A 16,393-nucleotide genomic window follows, 5' to 3' on the forward strand; every position below is an offset into this window, starting at 1 on the left:
GCTGTGAATTTTTTCAACTATTTATTTATGTTTTTCTTTTGAAAATGGGGAGCCAACTGAAGTTCTTTACTTGGTTTTACTAGAAATTTGCTCAGTTACCTTTCCCACCAATTTTGACTTAAAATGAAAGACAATTTGAAAAAAATCCATACTTCCACTATAACATAGACAAGCTACTTTGACTAGCATTTTCACTTGAATCTGAGGCCTTTTGGAAAATAATTTTTCAAAACATTTCCAGTCACCTTTCCAAATCCCAAACCATTTCCTTGAACTAAAACTTGGTACCAACCATTTGGCAGACTGTCCGCCAGCTGAACGGTTTCTCCAGCCACATACTTGACAAACGCTTCTTGGTCAATTTCAACCGACTGCTTGACCTGACTCGGTTTCAAGGCTAGACCAAGAGCAAAACTAGGTTCAAAACGTTTCTTCTTAAAAGTACCCAGATGCAGGCCATTCCGAGCAATCTTGAGTTTCCCTAAATCTGGCAAAAGTTCTGGCAGGAGATAGAGTTGGTCACCAAAAGTCTGCAAGATTCCCGGTAGATTGACCTTCAAATGTTTTTGGGCAAATTCCTGCCACAAAGTAACTTGTTCTCGACTGAGATTGCTCTTACTTGCCTTACATTTTGGTGCTAGATTTTCACCTTTAAATTGCAAATGGGCTACAAACTGCCCCTCTCCCTTAAAATGATGAGGATACATCCGAGCCGTTTCTGGCAAGTCAATTCCAGCTACCATTCCATTGATATACTCTACTGGCAACAAATCAAAATCATACTCCTCCAGTAGCCAATTGACAATCTCTTCGTTTTCCTCGGGGGCCCAGGTACAGGTTGAATAAACCAAGCGACCACCTTCAGCTAGCATGGTTACTGCATCTTCCAGAATTTCTCTTTGCAAGCTAGCACATTGACTCGGATAATCTAAGCTCCAATAGTCCATAGCATCTGGTTGCTTACGAAACATCCCTTCACCAGAGCAGGGGGCATCAAGGACAATGAGGTCAAAATAGCCTTTAAAAACCTTGGCCAAGCGGTCAGCAGATTCATTGGTCACCACGACATTTGTCGCTCCAAAGCGCTCCATGTTTTCTACTAAAATCTTAGCCCGTTTGCTTGAAATTTCATTGGAAACAAGGAGACCCTCCCCTGCTAGATAGGCTGCCAGCTGAGTTGATTTTCCACCCGGTGCAGCGGCCAAATCCAAAACTTTCATACCAGGACTAGGCTGGGCTACCTGAGCAACCATCTGAGCAGCAGGTTCTTGCGAATAAACCAAACCAGTAGCATGCTCAGACGATTTCCCTGAAACCTTACCATAGTGGCCCCAAGGAGTTTGAGGAATGGGATCAGAAAAGGAAGCTGGCGCTTCTTTTAAAGGATTGACCCGAAAGGCAGAAACCGCTTCCTCCTCAAAAGAGGCAAGAAAATCTCTTGCCTCATCTCCTAGTATCTCTTCATATTTTTCAACAAATCCTTCTGGAAATTGCATTTAAGTTATTTTCCTTTCGTAAATATAGGACTGAATTTCCTCCTGCATCTCAAGAGGTAGCATTATGACCGGCTGTCTGGTTTGAAAATCAAGAGCCTCACCAGATAGAGTCACAACCCGATAGCCCAGACTTTCCCCTAAAATACTAGCTGCGGCATAATCCCATGGTTGCAGATAAGTGATATAAGTCAACAAACGCCCTGACAAAATCTTGGCAAAACTAATGGCCGCACTTCCATAGACACGAACACCGAGGACCGCTCGACTCAAATCAGCCAGACCCCATTCGTTGGTTTCCAGCATACCACTATTTCCTGCAATGAGAAAATCTCCAAGTGGTTTTGCTTGAAAGGGAGCTAGGGGCTTATCATTTAGACAAACTGGAAATTCCCCACCACCGTGGTAACAATCCCCTTTGACCACATCATAAATCAGACCAAACTGTCCCTGACCATTTTCAAAGTAAGCCACCATAACAGCAAAATCTTCCTGCTGGGCCACAAAGTTATTGGTACCATCAATCGGATCAATGACCCAAACCTTGCCCTCTTGAACCGAGGCTCGCAGACAACCTTCTTCAGCACAAATCTTATCCTCAGGATAACGAGACAAAATCTCACCAACCAATAGCTCCTGAACTTCCTTGTCCAGTCTGGTCACCAAATCTGTTGGAGAGGACTTGGTCTCAACACACAAGTCTTCCTGCATGTGGTCAAGAATGTACTGGCCTGCTTTCTTAATTAGCTCTTTAGCAAATTCAAACTTACTTTCCAAGAGAAATCTTTCCTTCCCCTTTTTCCTTAGCCGCCTGAACTGCTCGGTAAAGCGAATAGCCACTCACTGTTTCAAATTCTCGTCCCAAACGTTTTTCTTCGCTCTTACTTGGCACGACCGCTTTGAATCCTTTATAGGAGTCCAGTAACTTTTGAGCCTCTACCTTGCCCTCATAGGCAGCTTCAACATCATTAAAAAAAGAAAGCACTGAAGCAAGTTCTTCAGTGCTCCACGACAAATCTAGTGGGTAACTATACTGTTTGTTCATTAACTAATACCAGCTCTCATTCTTGCTTCTTTTAGTTCTTGCTTACGGTAACTACGAGGGAGAAAAGCACGAATCTCATCTTCATTAAAACCGATTTGCATACGTTTGGCATCAATAATAATGGGACGACGCAAAAGACTAGGGTACTGCTCAATCAAATGAAGCAATTCCGATACCGAAATACTTTCTACATCAATATCTAATTTTTGAAAAATTTTTGAACGAGTTGAAATGATGTCATCAGTACCATTTTCGGTCAAGGAAAGGATGTGTTGCAATTCTTTTCTTGTTAAAGGACTGGTCATAATATTGTGTTCCTCAAAGGGAACCTTATGTTTTTCTAACCAGGCCTTTGCCTTACGACATGAAGTACAGCTCGGTGATAGAAATAGTGTAATCATGCTTTTCTCTTCTTATCTATACTTTGCTACTTCTATTATACAAAAAAATAAAGCGCTTGACTAGAGATTTTTAGAAAAAAAGCCTATTTTTTCAAGAAAAATAGACTGTTTGCGAACGATTAATACATTTCTTATTTAGTTAATTCACTCTTGGAGAGCTATATAGGGAAGTATTGGGCTCACAAAAAAGAACGCCACAATCTTGCGACACTATTTTACTTTTAAACGTATCTTCTAATCTCGATAGTAATAATCTTCAGCTCTATCTGATTTTCCAAATTCCTCAAAGAATAGACGGTCTTTGGATGAATCTGACGCACCGTGAGGCGTTCCTGCCGGTATAAAGAGTACAGGTGTTGTTGCTCGTCTTCCAATCTCAAATCTCTTTCCAACTGCTCCTTCTTGGTTCTTGGACAAAAAGATTCGTTCATATTTATTGACTAAGCCAGAATCATGAATAATCCAGTTTTTAGGTTCTGAACCAGTCCTTGACCAACTACCTGCTACTAGTGATATTTCATCCTTTTGAGGATTTCGAACAGAAGGATTACCAACTACAGGTTCACGACTCGAACTCTGAGACGTCTCCTGATTAGTACCATTCTGAGAGCTTGTATTATCAAAAGTTGTTATGCCATCTGATTTTCTGTAGAAAAACTTATCTGTTGGAATAAATGGACTATTTGAGAAGGCTATCCGATCCTTACTACTATCTGACCGGCCACCTTGAGAATGACTTGGTGTATTAGCTGGATAAACAAGGACACCTTCTTCTGTTCTTCCAACAATCAGTGCAGCTATATCTACTTTCTCTGATCCTATTTGCAAGCGATCTCCGTTACTCATACTGCCATCTGGTTTGATAGTGATTTCTTCACCCGCAGCATTAACCCAGGTATCTGCTATTAGATGCAAATTTCCATTCAAGATTTCCGGTACCTTAAATGAACGTCTCGTAGCAATCATATTGGTAGGGTAATGATTTGTTTTAGGATCGATAATATCCGCTTGCAGTATAAAACCAGTTTTACCTTCTACATCAATTTGGTACCAAATATGGCCTCTATCTTTTCTCTCTCCAGCAACCGAATTAGAAGCCGTTATTCTTTGATCCTTGCTGAGTTCAGTGAACACTTCTGAATCATAGAGTGGTTCCTTACGAACCGCAGCCTTTTCGGCAGTGACTTTCAATTCCATGGGTTGCTCCAGCTTATAAAGATAGACTGTTGGTTTATCTTCTTTACCATCTGTCAAAATCAGATAGCCGTTAGGGTCCTTGTAGCCATAAAAAGTATAGGACTGATCTTTAAAGTCTGTTTCAATGCGGTCAATCTCTTCCTGAGATATAGAAAGCGATACCTCAACTTCTGGTAGGACTGTTGTTTTGGAATAGGTCTTTCCAACAACATATGTTTTGTCGAGCTCGTAATCAATGGTCGTGATCTTCGTGTCCCCTGCATACTTTTTAATCGTAAATTGACCTTTCATCATTCCACCACGATCACGGCCATGCAACATCTCTTTTCCATCTCTTACAATAATGGCCTGACCATTATAACCAAGATCAATGGTTCCAAATAAGGGCATCTCACCTGATAAATGTTCAATCGTTCCAAAAGAACGATACCACTCATCAAAATTGTCTGTTTCAAGAGAATTCGCAATATCAATCTGATCCATTACCTCTGAAGAGGATTCTTCCTTCTTTCCACAAGCCCCTAAAAAAAGCAGGGCAACTAGGAAAACAATACTATATCGTAAATACTTTTTCATCTTTTTCAAATCTTCTCAATGATTCCTTTCTGATTGTATCCATTTTTTGTCCACCAAATAATAGCCAAATAAGATCCATCCAAAAATGTAAACAATATAACCTAAACCAGGACGACCATGTTGAAAGTCAAAATAGCATAGTTGGTAATTGAAGACACTGTTTTATCCATTGTAGCAAGTAAATTACAAAAATACAAGAATGATGATAGTGGCATGGTTATAACAGAAATTGGTACTCATAGTTTTATTTCAAACACAGAGAAATCCTTTTAAGATTATTTCCTAAAAGGATTCCTTTTCTCATACAGATTAGGCTCTCTCGTTTTTATTTCAACCAATATCTTACTAGCGAATCCATTTACCTGAGCCATCTACACGGTAACCATCTGGTGTACGTTCATTAACAGCCATCTTACCGTTAGCTTTAAGATAGTAATCGCCTACCCAAGTATTGCGGGCATAGCTACCTTCACTAGTTAAGTAATAATAAGCTCCATAATTTCTGTCATAAATCCACTCACTCTTGGCCATTTTACCATTAGATTTGAGATAGTAATTTCCAATCCAAGCGTTTCGAGCGTAGCTTCCATTTGATGTTAAATAGTAATATGATTTATAGTAATTATCATAAATCCACTCACTCTGAGCCATTTTACCATCAGATTTGAGGTAGTAATTCCCAATCCAAGCGTTTTTTACATATCCTGATTGAGCTAATATATAGTACCAGGCCCCATAATTTTTATCGTAAATCCACTCTTGCTGTGCCATTAAACCACCAGGTTTAAAGTAGAAATTCCCAAACCATTTATTTTCAACCAAGTTACCATCCGAATCTACATAATATACTCCTCTTCTATCAGAACTGCGAATATATTCGTTTCTTGCTTTAACTCCATTTTTATAGTATGAATTACCGAACCAGCCATTTTTTGCCTGATCGATATGAGTACCTGTTCCAACCATTTTATGGTCTTGGATGGTAACAATCTCAGTGTGACCATAATAACGATAGTAACCATACGGAGGCTGTTTCCAATCTCTCAAAACAATTCGATACTCGCCATCCGCAAAAGCATTCAAATTAGCCTGATTCATATCATATTCCCTTGTCACGCTTGGTTGACTAGGTGTAAAAATAGCATCAGCTAATCCAGGGAACTTTTCAGTCACTTGAGTTTTAACATTAAATAAGAAGAAGGGAATAGAAACCTCATTCATTCCTTCCGGGAAGGTATCAATACTAGCTGTAATCTTTAATTTTCCCGAACTTGTATCTTGACTCAAATTCATCTGTACTTTTAAATTCTTAACTTTAGCAGGATCGTAGTCTGATTTAGCAAGTTTAGGAGTGGCAGCCATTACTTCCTGAACGTTAACGAGAGCTGCAGTGCCTACGGCAAAAATAAACAAGGCCGATACTAATACTGTTTTCATTTTCATCATAAATTACCATCATCTCCTACTAACGAATCCATTTACCTGAACCATCTACTCGATAGCCATCTGGAGTTCGTTCACTAACGGCCATCTTACCATTAGATTTAAGGTAATAATCACCAATCCAAGCATTACGTGCATAACTACCTTCACCTGTTAGGTAATAGTATGCTCTATAATTTCTGTCATAAATCCATTCGCTCTTGGCCATTTTACCATTTGCTTTGAGGTAATAGTTACCGACCCAAGAACTACGAGCATAGCTACCTTCACCAGTCAAATAGTAATAGGCTCCATAGTTTTTATCATATACCCACTCATTTTGTGCCATGTAACCGCCAGATTTGAGGTAGTAATTGCCCACCCAAGCATTTTGAACATAGTTACCCGCAGCATCGATATAGAAGTAAGACTTATATTGGTAATCATAGATCCACTTGCTGTAGACCTTGTTGCCATTTTGGTAGTAAGAGCTGCCTGACCAGCCATTTTTTCCAGAAGCTGTGCTGCTAGTAGTAGAATGTGTTTGAGCTTGAGAGCTTTGAGACTGGGCTGTAGCTTGTCCTCGTCCACCGATACTAACGATTTTATGATCTTTAATCGTTACAATTTCAGACTGTCCGTAGTAACGGTGTTCATAGCGAGGAGCACCTTCTGTATCCTCTAATGTATCAGAATACACAATCCAATAATCTCCATCTGCTAAAGATATCAAATTATCATTATTCCAATAAAACTCTCTTGAAACTGACAATTCATAAGAAGTGAACGACATATTTGGTAGAATATATTGATGAAGTTCACCAGTGTTAACATTTTTAAAAAAACCAAAAACACTACTAATAGAATTACTGTATACTCCTCTAGGTAAACTATCAATCGTAGCCGTGATATCTAATTTCTCTAATGTAGGATGCTGTTTTAGTGTAATTTTCACATCATGTTTTTTAATCCCCACGATATCACTCGAATCTGCATGAACAACCTGTGATGAGAAAGGCAGGTTTCCTTCTGTATCAAGAACTGTCGCAGCTCCTAGCGCTGCTACTGCTAAACTAGCAAACAAAACTGGTTTGAATTTCATAGACAAACTCCTTTAAATCTTATTCCCCTAGAGTATAGCAGATTTTTCCCACTCGTGAAGAAAAACGACGAAAAAAATAGTTTTTCGCCGAAACCCCTTACAAAACTTCTCAATATCGTATCTTTTTGTTGTTTTTTTCTTATCTAGTTGAAATAGTGTATAATAAAGTAAAATCACAAGGAGATTAGTAAAATGGAAATAAACTTTGGTTCAGTTATCAAACAAATCCGAGAGGAGAGAGGCTTTACTCTAAAAGAAGCCGCTGGTACTGCTATTAGTCCCAACAACCTCAGTAAATTTGAAAAAGGCATCACAACCATCAAGGTTGACACCTACTTCAAAATCCTAGAAAATCTCAAAATCCATGATAACCATGATGTTATAATGTTGCTTACGCGTTATCAGTATCAGGATCCTTCACTTCCCGAAGCTATAAAAACTGGGTTCACAACACAAACTAAGATTCTAGAATTGATTCAAATATTAGAATCTGATACCTATTTCACTGATCATGCCTATATCCAATCTTTAGGCATGTTTAGAAATAAGGAGAATTTGTTGAAAGAAGATTGGACTATCCTCAATCGGGCTAAGACTGCCTTATTTCATCTAAACTACTGGCTTCCAAAGGATTACACCTTATTTGCACTTTTAGTTGAATATTTTGACTTTCCTACAGAAACACTTCAACAAATTGCAAAAACAGCTCTTGCTTTGCTAGAAGAAACATTTGTTGATTTCAAACAAAAACGAGAGCTTATATTGACACTCTCAGACATCATCCGAACCTATTCTCGAAATGGGCATTACCAACTTGCCCAAAATTTAGTGGACAAAATTGATGTATATAGAATTAAGGAATTACATCCCCTAAAAGTAGTATTGCAAGAAGCATTTTTTATCATTAAAATGCAAGAATGTTATAATTTGCTCAGACAAGATAAGAAGGAGGGAATAAAACTGGCAAGTCAGATTTTAGCCTATCTGGACAGTCTGAATGGTCTTTTCCTGGACCAAACTATTTCTCAATTTAGAGACATCTTCTATCAACAAGTCAAAATGCTCAATAAAACTGGAATTGATTGGCCATAAACTCTGGGCTGAGTTGCTACTGGCAGGTAGAGGCAGACCCGATAAACAGGGAAGAAATTAGAAAACAGCCGAAATAGCCACAGTTAGGAAACAACTGTGGCTATTTCGGCTGTTTTTAATGATGAAGCTTCATCCAAAATTTTACTTCCTACGACTTTTCAGGTACAGAAAACCAAAGAAAATTTCATAGAGGGCAAAAAAGAGGAGGAAGGCATGAAGGAAGAAGGTCTCTGGCAAAATCAGAATCACTGGATCCTTGGCTGGGTCAAAAAGCCAGGTATCATCTCCCACAAAGAGAATTTGATGGAAAAGAGTAAAGAATTGGTCAAAACCAATCAGAACTCCCCCAAGTCCAATCAGCAAAGGCAAAACCACTAGGGCCAGGAGCCCTTTACTAAATAAAGATAAAAATCCCTTTTTCACAATCTTATTGACAAAGAAATAGAAACTTGGCAGTGTCACTAGGGCAACTAGCTGCACCAAGTGAAAGAGGTTCTTCACCACCGCAAAGTGGTGCAGACCAGCTGCTGACGAACGAAAATCTGGCATCTCTAAGACCTGACTAAAAGGATTGGTAAGGTAATTCATCAAGATATGAAAGTTGTACTGAATAGTTTCTGGTTTTAAATAGGTCCTATCCGTTAAGTTCAGCCACTGAATTTCCAGCGGATAGAAAATCCAAGCCAGATAGATGGTCAGAAGGATTGAGAGGGAGAGGAGAAAAAGCATAGAGGCCCAAAAGGTTAATTTAGTTTTCATCAAAGTTCCACTCCGCAAGGCTAGAAACCACATGAGTCGGTGCGATTGGCAGGTCTGCCACTTCTTCTGCCTTGGTAAAACCTGTCGTCACCAAGAGCGTTGGAATGCCATTGTCAATCCCTGCTCGAATATCAGTCAAATAATTGTCCCCAACCATGATTAATTCTTCACGTTCCAAACCTAAGTGCTCAACCGCCTTATCCATAATGATGGCATTTGGTTTTCCAATATAAACAGGCTTCACTCGTGTTGCCACTTCAAGAAGGGTAATCAGTGAACCAGCACCTGGCAAAAGACCGCGTTCTGTCGGGATGTTGAGGTCAGGATTGGTTCCGATAAAGTGAGCACCCTTTTGGATAGCCAGAGTTGCTGTCGCAAATTTTTCATAATCAACTTGCCAGTCCAGACCTACTACCACATAGGCAGGATTTTCCTTGTCTTCCACATAACCAGCCGCCTTGATGGCTTCCTTGAGACCTGATTCTCCGATGACATATACTGTCTTTTCAAGCCCCAAGTCGTTCATATAGTCGATAGTCGCCAAAGTCGCTGTGTAGACAGTCGATAGGGGCGTATCGATATTAAAATTCTGAGCCAACATTTCCTGAACACTCTCTGGAGTACGGGTTGTATTGTTGGTTACAAAGAGATAGGGAATGTCCCGCTTTTGCAATTCATGGACAAAAGCCTCTCCTGCTGGAATTCTATCTTTCCCCTTATAAATTGTTCCGTCTAAATCAATTAAATAGCCTTTATATTTCATCTATTTCTCCCTAATCCTTTTTTATTTCTTGCCAAGTGATGATAGCTTGGGCGTTAGTAGCCCCGTCACTTGTAATCTCATGCTTACTTTCCAATCCAGTCCGTTCAACAGCCGATGTAATCACCCCACCTGGTCGAACTTCCTTGACATACTTGAGGTTGATTTTCTTGGGAATATATTGGGTCAAAAAGTCCGCTCCCATAACCTCAAAAATCCAGTCCAAGTATTTACTGTTATTGACATGACCATTCATATCCAAGTCGTAAAAGCGAACATGGTAATCCTTGCTGATTGGCTCTTCCAAAGTCTCATACTTTGGTCCGCGGATAAGCTTTTTATCAAAATCAGACTGGTAAGGAGCCACAATCTCAGGTTCGACAGCATGGACTTTTCGACTATCTCGATCCATGAGAACAAAGGTCGCCATCATGTGGATGAGTTCCCGTCCCTCTTCATCATAAATAGTAAAGCGACGGTAGCAAAAGAGTCGATTGTAGCTCAGGGCTTCCGTTTCGATGGTGATTTCTTCCGCAAAACGAGGCAAACGAGCCACCTCAATATCATAGTCTGTGATAATCCAGACCAGATTATAGTTTTCCAAAATGGCCTTATCACTAACTCCCAGTTCAATCGACTGCATCCCTGAAACTTGCAAGGACAGTAAAATCACATCTGGAAGCTTGATATGACCGTTCATATCAGCCATATCAAAAGGAATCTTCATTTTCATTTGATAAGTTAAGCCCATCATCCTACTCCAAAATAAATCGTTCTGCTACAGTGTCTCCCAAAAAGAGACCTCTCTTTGTCATGCGCACGCGGTCACCCTCAATCTGCATGAGACCTTGTTGCACCAAGTCATTGACAATTTCGCCATAAAGTCCCTCAAAGGACCGGCCAAATTTTTCCTCAAATCGTGTCATAGAAACCCCTGATTTCTTGCGGAGCCCCAAGAACATTTCTTCTTCCATTTGTTCTTTTTGACTCAGCTGCTCTTCTGTGATACGAGCATTGCCTTCCTCAACCGCACTGAGATAATGACGAATGGGACCATGATTTTTATAACGAACACCATTGACATAACCCGATGCCCCAGCACCAATGCCATAGTATTCGGCATTGTCCCAGTACATGAGATTGTGACGACTTTCAAAACCGGGTTTGGAGAAATTGGAAATCTCGTAATGCTCAAAACCTGCTCGCTCCAATTCTGCAATGATGTACTCAAACATCTCAGCTTCCAGTTCCTCTTTAGGAAGAGGCAATTTCCCACGTCGCATCCGATTCATAAAGACCGTATGGTTTTCTAAAATCAAGCTATACAAACTCATATGAGGAATATCCAGTCCAATGGCTTTAGCCACATTTTCCTTGACTTGCTCCATAGTCTGGCCAGGCAGTGCATAAATCAAGTCGATAGAGATGTTGTCAAAACCAGCCAGTTTCAGGCGGTCGATATTTTCATAAATATCTTTCTCCAAATGACTGCGCCCAATCTTTTTCAGCATCTTATCATCAAAGGTCTGCACACCTAGCGAAACACGATTGACAGCCGAGTTTTTCAAAACAGCTATCTTTTCCGCATCCAAATCGCCTGGATTGGCTTCAATGGTCAACTCTTCCAAGACTGACAAGTCCAAGTTTTTAGTCAAGCCATCCAGCAATACCTCCAGTTGCGGAGCCGACAGGGCTGTCGGTGTACCACCACCGATATAGAGGGTTCTCAACTTTTGAATATCATAAGATTGAAACTCTTCTAACAGATGTTCCAAATAACTATCTACCGGCTGATTCTTGATAAAAACTTTTGAAAAGTCACAATAATAACAAATCTGGGTACAAAATGGGATGTGCACATAGGCTGACGTTGGTTTTTTCTGCATAGTAATTATTATACCACAAAGACAGGCTAGGAGAAAAAAATCACCATCCCCAGATACACAGTCCGTCCAGAGATGGTGATGGTTTATTCTTCTGTTATGTCAATAACAATCTCTTCTGATTCATCAAGAGTTTCGGCCTTTTCTTGCCATTGCTCCTTGAGATTATTGAATCGATCTTTTGATGCTTTTGTCGCTTGACGAGCACATGATTTGGCTTGAGCAAGTACACTATCCACAGTGATTTCACCCGACTCAACCTGTTCTTTGGTTTTAAGAACAAAATCTGTAGCCTGCTCCTTGACTTCTGTCAGTTTTTCACAGACCTGCTCCTTGGCATACTCAGGATCTTCTTTCAAATCATCTAGAAAATCTTGAGCCTGACTGCAAACTTGTTTGCCCTTGTCGCTTGTTAAAAACAAGGCAAGAGCTGCACCTGAAACGGTTCCTAAAAGGATTGAGGATAGTTTACCCATAAGGATTCTCCTTTTTTATTTTTTGAATAATTTACTTGCGACACGAAGAGCTGACAAACTTGCACCAGTCTTGAGTGTTTTTGACCCAGCTGATGAAGCTTTCTTGCTCAAGACACGCGCATGGTCATTGAGGTCTGAAACAGATAGAGATAAATCTGCAACAGCGCTAAAGAGCGGATCAATTGTTGCCACCTTGACATTGATATCATCTGCCAAGACATTGACCTTAGCCAGTAATTCATTGGTATGATGCAAGGTCACATCCACATCTGAAGTCAAGGTCTTAATCGTCTTCTCTGTTTCATCGATAACACGGCCAAGCTTTTGTACAGTAATGATTAGATACACTAAAAATACAATCAAAGCAAGGGCGACAAGAATATATGCAACTTCTAACATTTAGTTTTCCTCCTCAGTAAAATAGTAAGGGGCCTTCTTTCGATTTTGATAAAGAATGATAAAAATACCCAGTCCGATAAGAACAACTGATAACCATTGAGATACTCGAAGGCCAAAGAACATGAGACTATCTGTCCGCATGCCTTCGATGACCATACGACCGAAACCATACCAAATCAAGTAGAAGGCAGTGATATGACCTCGTCTGAGGCTCTTCCATTTTCGTCTGGCAATCAAAATCAAGGCAAATCCAAGTAGATTCCAAAGAGACTCATAAAGGAAGGTCGGCTGACGGTAGCTCCCTTCAATATACATTTGGTCACGGATAAAGCCAGGTAGATAATCCAAATTATCTACTGCAGCCCCGTAGGCTTCTTGGTTAAAGAAATTTCCCCAGCGACCCAAACTTTGGGCAATCATGACGCTTGGCGCCGCAATATCTAGAAAATCCCAAGTATTGATGAGTTTACGATCAGCAAAGACATAGAGGACAAGGGCACCAGTTATCAAACCACCGTAAATGGCCAAGCCACCATTCCAAATGGCAAAAATTTCTCCCAAGTTCTGACTATAGTAATCAAAACGGAAAATAACATAATAGAGCCGTGCTCCTAAAATAGCCAGAGGAAAAGCGATCAAGATAAAATCTAAAATATCGTCTGGTATGATCTTCTTTCTAGGCGCTTCTTTCATGGTCAAATAAACCGCAAGAATCAAACCTGTCACAATACACAAGGCATACCAACGAATGGCTAGAGGACCTAGATGGATAGCAATTGGATCAAGCATTAGGCACCTCGTTCTGAGCAATGAGATTTGTCAAGCGTTCTTCGAACAAACGAGTCGCATCAAATCCCATTTCCTTGGCACGATAATTCATGGCAGCTGCCTCAATCACAACAGAGATATTACGACCCGTTTTAACTGGGATTCGGATACGAGGAATAGATACGCCAGAAATTTCAAGTTCCTCTGCATTGTTTCCAAGACGATCAAAGGTCTTATGTGTATCATAGTTTTCCAAGTAAACAGCCAGCTGGACTTGTGAAGAATCCTTGACCGCACTCGCACCGTAGAGGCTCATGACATCGATAATCCCAACCCCACGAATTTCAATCAGGTGTCTCAAGATTTCAGCCGGTTCACCCCAAAGAGTAATCTCATCCTTGGCAAAGATATCGACCCGGTCATCAGCTACCAAGCGGTGACCACGTTTGACAAGCTCCAGACCTGTCTCACTCTTACCGATGCCACTATCACCCTGAATCAAGACACCCATACCATAGATATCCATCAAGACACCGTGCACACTGGTCCGTTCTGCTAAACGTGAATCCAGATAACTAGATAACTCTCCAGATAAACGACTGGTTGCTGTACGACTAGTTAAGATGGCAATCTTACATTCTCTGGCTGCCTTTAACATTTCCTCCGGAACCACCAAACCACGAGCAACAATGACCGCAGGTGTCTCAGGTAGAAACATTTTTTTCAAGACTTGGTAACGGTTGTGAGAGGACATCGAAACGAGGTAGGACCACTCCTTCATTCCCAAGAGCTGGATTCGCTCAGGCGTATAATAGTCAAAATAGCCCGTCATTTCAAGACCAGGTCGCGTAATGTCCGCGGTATTAATTTCCTTTTCAAGTAATTCTGGTTCGCCATAGACAATGTCTAGTCTGAGCTTTTCAATCACTTCTTTTACTAAAACCGACATCATTTCCTCCTTCAAATGAGTTCTTCTCTCTATTATATCAAATTGTAGGAGGATATTTGAGATTTTTGCAGGCTTTGGAGTATTTATTTAAAAGAAAAAGACTAGATTTCTCTAGCCTTTCATTTCTAATTAGAATTTTTTACGTTTACGAGCTGCTTCTGATTTACGTTTACGTTTTACAGAAGGTTTTTCATAGAATTCACGTTTGCGTGTTTCTTGAAGAGTACCAGCTTTAGTAACCGCACGTTTGAAACGACGAAGTGCGTCGTCAAGAGATTCATTCTTACGTACTACTGTTTTAGACATTTTTTTCACTCCCTTCAAGTTCAAGATCTATTCTATTTTACACGTAAAAGGAATAATTGTCAAGAAAAAACTGCCATAAACTTATATTATCTTCAATTTTAATCTTGTTTAATCTTGTTAAAATTGATTAACATTTATAGATGGAAATGATATAATAGTGACACATATTGATTAGCAAAAATTAGTATTATTTAGAAGTGAATCTATAACATGAAAAGAATCATAAAAATTTACCCTGTGGTCAGTATTTTAGTTGTAATTTGTTTATTGCTAGGAATTCTTACTACCTTTTGGGGAAGTGTAATGTATGACTTATTTGCATTTCATTCAAAGCCAATTTATTGTTGGCAATACTTTAGTGGTACATTTATGCATGGAAGTAAAGAAGCACCAGTATGGTTTATATGGTTTCATTTAGTTTTAAATACTTTAATGTTACTTCCTTTTGGTGGGCTATTGGAGTATAAAAGGGGATCAAAATATGTATTTTTAGTTTTTATTACTTCTATGGTAATATCTTCAATTGTATTCCATCTATTAACACAGAATCAAGAAATTCAGGCATCGGGTATCTCTGCTATTGGCTATGCTTTTGTAACGGGTGGGGTGATGAATATGTTTAGTATATGGAAAAATTTCAATTTAGGATTAAAACTATTTTATATCCTTTTAATCGTTCTATCTCTCACCATGCTTCTACCAAATATAACAGGCTGGATTTCAACCTTTCTTCACATGTCAGGAATTGCCAGTTATATCATGGTTTCCAGCATCAACAACTATCGACTGTCTTAATAAAAATCGTATAGTATCATAAAAAATAGTCAATACAATTATATCACAGTTTACAGACATTTAATAATTTTCTATTGGATACCTTTTTATATGAAATATCGACAACTGTTACGGGGATTTACAGAAAAATTTCTTTTAGCAGGATAGTGAACATTTGAAGTAAAAAACCACTCACTCCAAAGAGCAAGTGGTTTTTATACTTTTTATTTTTCAAGTAAGCTAAGCGCTTCAGCATCTGCAATGATGGTCACATCAGAGTGGTTTTGTAGGCTACTTGCTGGTAAGTTCTCAGTCACTGGACCAGACACTGTTCCAGCAATAGCTTCTGCTTTTGATTCACCGTAAGCAAAGAGAAGGATTGACTTGGCATCCAAGATGTTTTTAATTCCCATTGAAATGGCTTGAGTTGGAACGTCTTCAATCTTGTCAAAGAAGCGAGCATTGGCTTCAATAGTAGACTGGTCAAGTTCTACTAGATGTGTTTGACTGTCAAATGGAGTACCAGGCTCATTAAAGCCGATATGTCCATTGCGACCAATTCCCAAGATTTGGAGGTCAACTGGATGGTCAGCCAAAATTTGGTTGTAGCGTTCAACTTCAGCTTCAGCATTGTCCTTAACACCACGAGGTAAGAAACTTTCTTTAAATGGTTTTTGGTTAAACAAGTTTTCTTGCATGAAGTAACGGTAAGACTGTGGATTATCTCCATCAAGTCCTACATACTCATCAAGGTTGACACTGGTTAGATTTGAAAAATCAAGGTCACTTTCAACAATTTCCTTGTAAAATTCAAGTGGGCTACTTCCTGTCGCAAGTCCTAGTGTTTGAGCTCCATTGGCCAATTTTTCCTTCAAAATCTCAAAAGCAACTTTTCCACCTTCGATTTGGTTTTCAACTTTAATAACTTTCATCTTTTCATCCTCCGTTTTAATCTATATTTATTATATGGTATAGACCAATTTTTGTCAAG

At 39.5% G+C, this 16,393-nt stretch carries 19 protein-coding genes; 2 read left to right on the top strand and 17 right to left on the bottom strand.

The genetic code is table 11. From position 1 onward, the window contains the following. Positions 1-191: 191 nt before the first annotated feature. The 7 genes from N8O43_RS02205 to N8O43_RS02235 all read right to left on the bottom strand — a co-directional run bounded on the left by N8O43_RS02205 (position 192) and on the right by N8O43_RS02235 (position 7,236). Positions 192-1,496 (bottom strand): RsmF rRNA methyltransferase first C-terminal domain-containing protein, encoded by a 1,305-nt coding sequence (locus N8O43_RS02205; RefSeq protein ID WP_261089283.1) that lies wholly within the window; start codon positions 1,494-1,496, stop codon positions 192-194. Then, entirely contained in the window at positions 1,497-2,270 is a 774-nt protein-coding gene (locus tag N8O43_RS02210) for an inositol monophosphatase family protein (RefSeq protein ID WP_261089284.1), read from the bottom strand. Further along, positions 2,260-2,538 carry a UPF0223 family protein gene (locus N8O43_RS02215; RefSeq protein WP_023946312.1) on the bottom strand — a complete coding sequence of 93 codons (279 nt, stop codon included), beginning with the start codon at positions 2,536-2,538 and terminating at the stop codon, positions 2,260-2,262. Before N8O43_RS02215 ends, N8O43_RS02210 begins: the two co-directional genes overlap by 11 nt. Beyond that, the gene (locus N8O43_RS02220) at positions 2,538-2,939 is read right to left on the bottom strand and encodes a Spx/MgsR family RNA polymerase-binding regulatory protein (protein ID WP_000631254.1); all 402 of its coding nucleotides are present in this window, start codon (positions 2,937-2,939) and stop codon (positions 2,538-2,540) included. The genes N8O43_RS02215 and N8O43_RS02220 overlap by 1 nt, the downstream gene beginning before the upstream one ends. A 234-nt stretch (positions 2,940-3,173) precedes the next feature. Continuing rightward, a complete protein-coding gene (locus N8O43_RS02225; protein WP_033686778.1) occupies positions 3,174-4,712 on the bottom strand; it encodes a DUF6287 domain-containing protein in 1,539 nt (512 codons plus the stop codon). A gap of 345 nt (positions 4,713-5,057) precedes the next feature. Beyond that, entirely contained in the window at positions 5,058-6,158 is a 1,101-nt protein-coding gene (locus tag N8O43_RS09705; protein WP_045597016.1) for a hypothetical protein, read from the bottom strand. Positions 6,159-6,177: 19 nt separating this feature from the next. Continuing rightward, entirely contained in the window at positions 6,178-7,236 is a 1,059-nt protein-coding gene (locus N8O43_RS02235) for a PspC-like choline-binding domain-containing protein (protein WP_261089285.1), read from the bottom strand. 192 nt (positions 7,237-7,428) lie between these two features. Here N8O43_RS02235 and N8O43_RS02240 point away from each other — a divergent pair, with 192 nt between their 5' ends. Beyond that, entirely contained in the window at positions 7,429-8,328 is a 900-nt protein-coding gene (locus tag N8O43_RS02240) for a helix-turn-helix domain-containing protein (protein ID WP_024057501.1), read from the top strand. Between the two features lie 141 nt (positions 8,329-8,469). Here the strand turns inward: N8O43_RS02240 and N8O43_RS02245 are convergent, their stop codons facing one another. The 9 genes from N8O43_RS02245 to rpsU form a co-directional block, all read right to left on the bottom strand. Next, a complete protein-coding gene (locus tag N8O43_RS02245) occupies positions 8,470-9,087 on the bottom strand; it encodes a TIGR01906 family membrane protein (RefSeq protein WP_261089286.1) in 618 nt (205 codons plus the stop codon). After that, positions 9,077-9,850, bottom strand: a complete 774-nt coding sequence (locus N8O43_RS02250; protein WP_000875447.1) for a TIGR01457 family HAD-type hydrolase — start codon at positions 9,848-9,850, stop codon at positions 9,077-9,079. Before N8O43_RS02250 ends, N8O43_RS02245 begins: the two co-directional genes overlap by 11 nt. Before the next feature lie 10 nt (positions 9,851-9,860). Then, positions 9,861-10,598: an acyl-[acyl-carrier-protein] thioesterase gene (locus N8O43_RS02255; protein ID WP_261089287.1), complete on the bottom strand. Its 738-nt coding sequence runs from the start codon at positions 10,596-10,598 to the stop codon at positions 9,861-9,863. Positions 10,599-10,602: 4 nt separating this feature from the next. After that, entirely contained in the window at positions 10,603-11,733 is a 1,131-nt protein-coding gene (gene hemW, locus N8O43_RS02260; protein WP_261089288.1) for a radical SAM family heme chaperone HemW, read from the bottom strand. An 83-nt stretch (positions 11,734-11,816) separates the two neighbouring features. Continuing rightward, the gene (locus N8O43_RS02265) at positions 11,817-12,206 is read right to left on the bottom strand and encodes a YtxH domain-containing protein (RefSeq protein WP_153219347.1); all 390 of its coding nucleotides are present in this window, start codon (positions 12,204-12,206) and stop codon (positions 11,817-11,819) included. Between the two features lie 15 nt (positions 12,207-12,221). Next, entirely contained in the window at positions 12,222-12,605 is a 384-nt protein-coding gene (locus N8O43_RS02270; RefSeq protein ID WP_390897750.1) for a DUF948 domain-containing protein, read from the bottom strand. After that, a complete protein-coding gene (lgt, locus tag N8O43_RS02275) occupies positions 12,606-13,394 on the bottom strand; it encodes a prolipoprotein diacylglyceryl transferase (RefSeq protein WP_261089289.1) in 789 nt (262 codons plus the stop codon). It abuts the gene before it with no gap. Further along, positions 13,387-14,322: an HPr(Ser) kinase/phosphatase gene (hprK, locus tag N8O43_RS02280; RefSeq protein ID WP_000115157.1), complete on the bottom strand. Its 936-nt coding sequence runs from the start codon at positions 14,320-14,322 to the stop codon at positions 13,387-13,389. Before hprK ends, lgt begins: the two co-directional genes overlap by 8 nt. A 129-nt stretch (positions 14,323-14,451) precedes the next feature. Beyond that, a complete protein-coding gene (gene rpsU, locus N8O43_RS02285) occupies positions 14,452-14,628 on the bottom strand; it encodes a 30S ribosomal protein S21 (RefSeq protein ID WP_000048054.1) in 177 nt (58 codons plus the stop codon). Positions 14,629-14,838: 210 nt separating this feature from the next. On the opposite strand from rpsU, the gene N8O43_RS02290 reads away from it, so the two are divergent. Then, positions 14,839-15,423, top strand: coding sequence for a rhomboid family intramembrane serine protease (locus N8O43_RS02290; protein WP_261089290.1), 585 nt, complete (start codon positions 14,839-14,841; stop codon positions 15,421-15,423). 203 nt (positions 15,424-15,626) lie between these two features. On the opposite strand, the gene N8O43_RS02295 is transcribed toward N8O43_RS02290, so the two are convergent. Next, positions 15,627-16,334, bottom strand: coding sequence for a glucosamine-6-phosphate deaminase (locus N8O43_RS02295; protein WP_261089291.1), 708 nt, complete (start codon positions 16,332-16,334; stop codon positions 15,627-15,629). Positions 16,335-16,393: the final 59 nt, after the last annotated feature.

Origin of the sequence: Streptococcus mitis (assembly GCF_946190335.1) — a bacterium.
Lineage (GTDB): Bacteria > Bacillota > Bacilli > Lactobacillales > Streptococcaceae > Streptococcus > Streptococcus mitis_CH.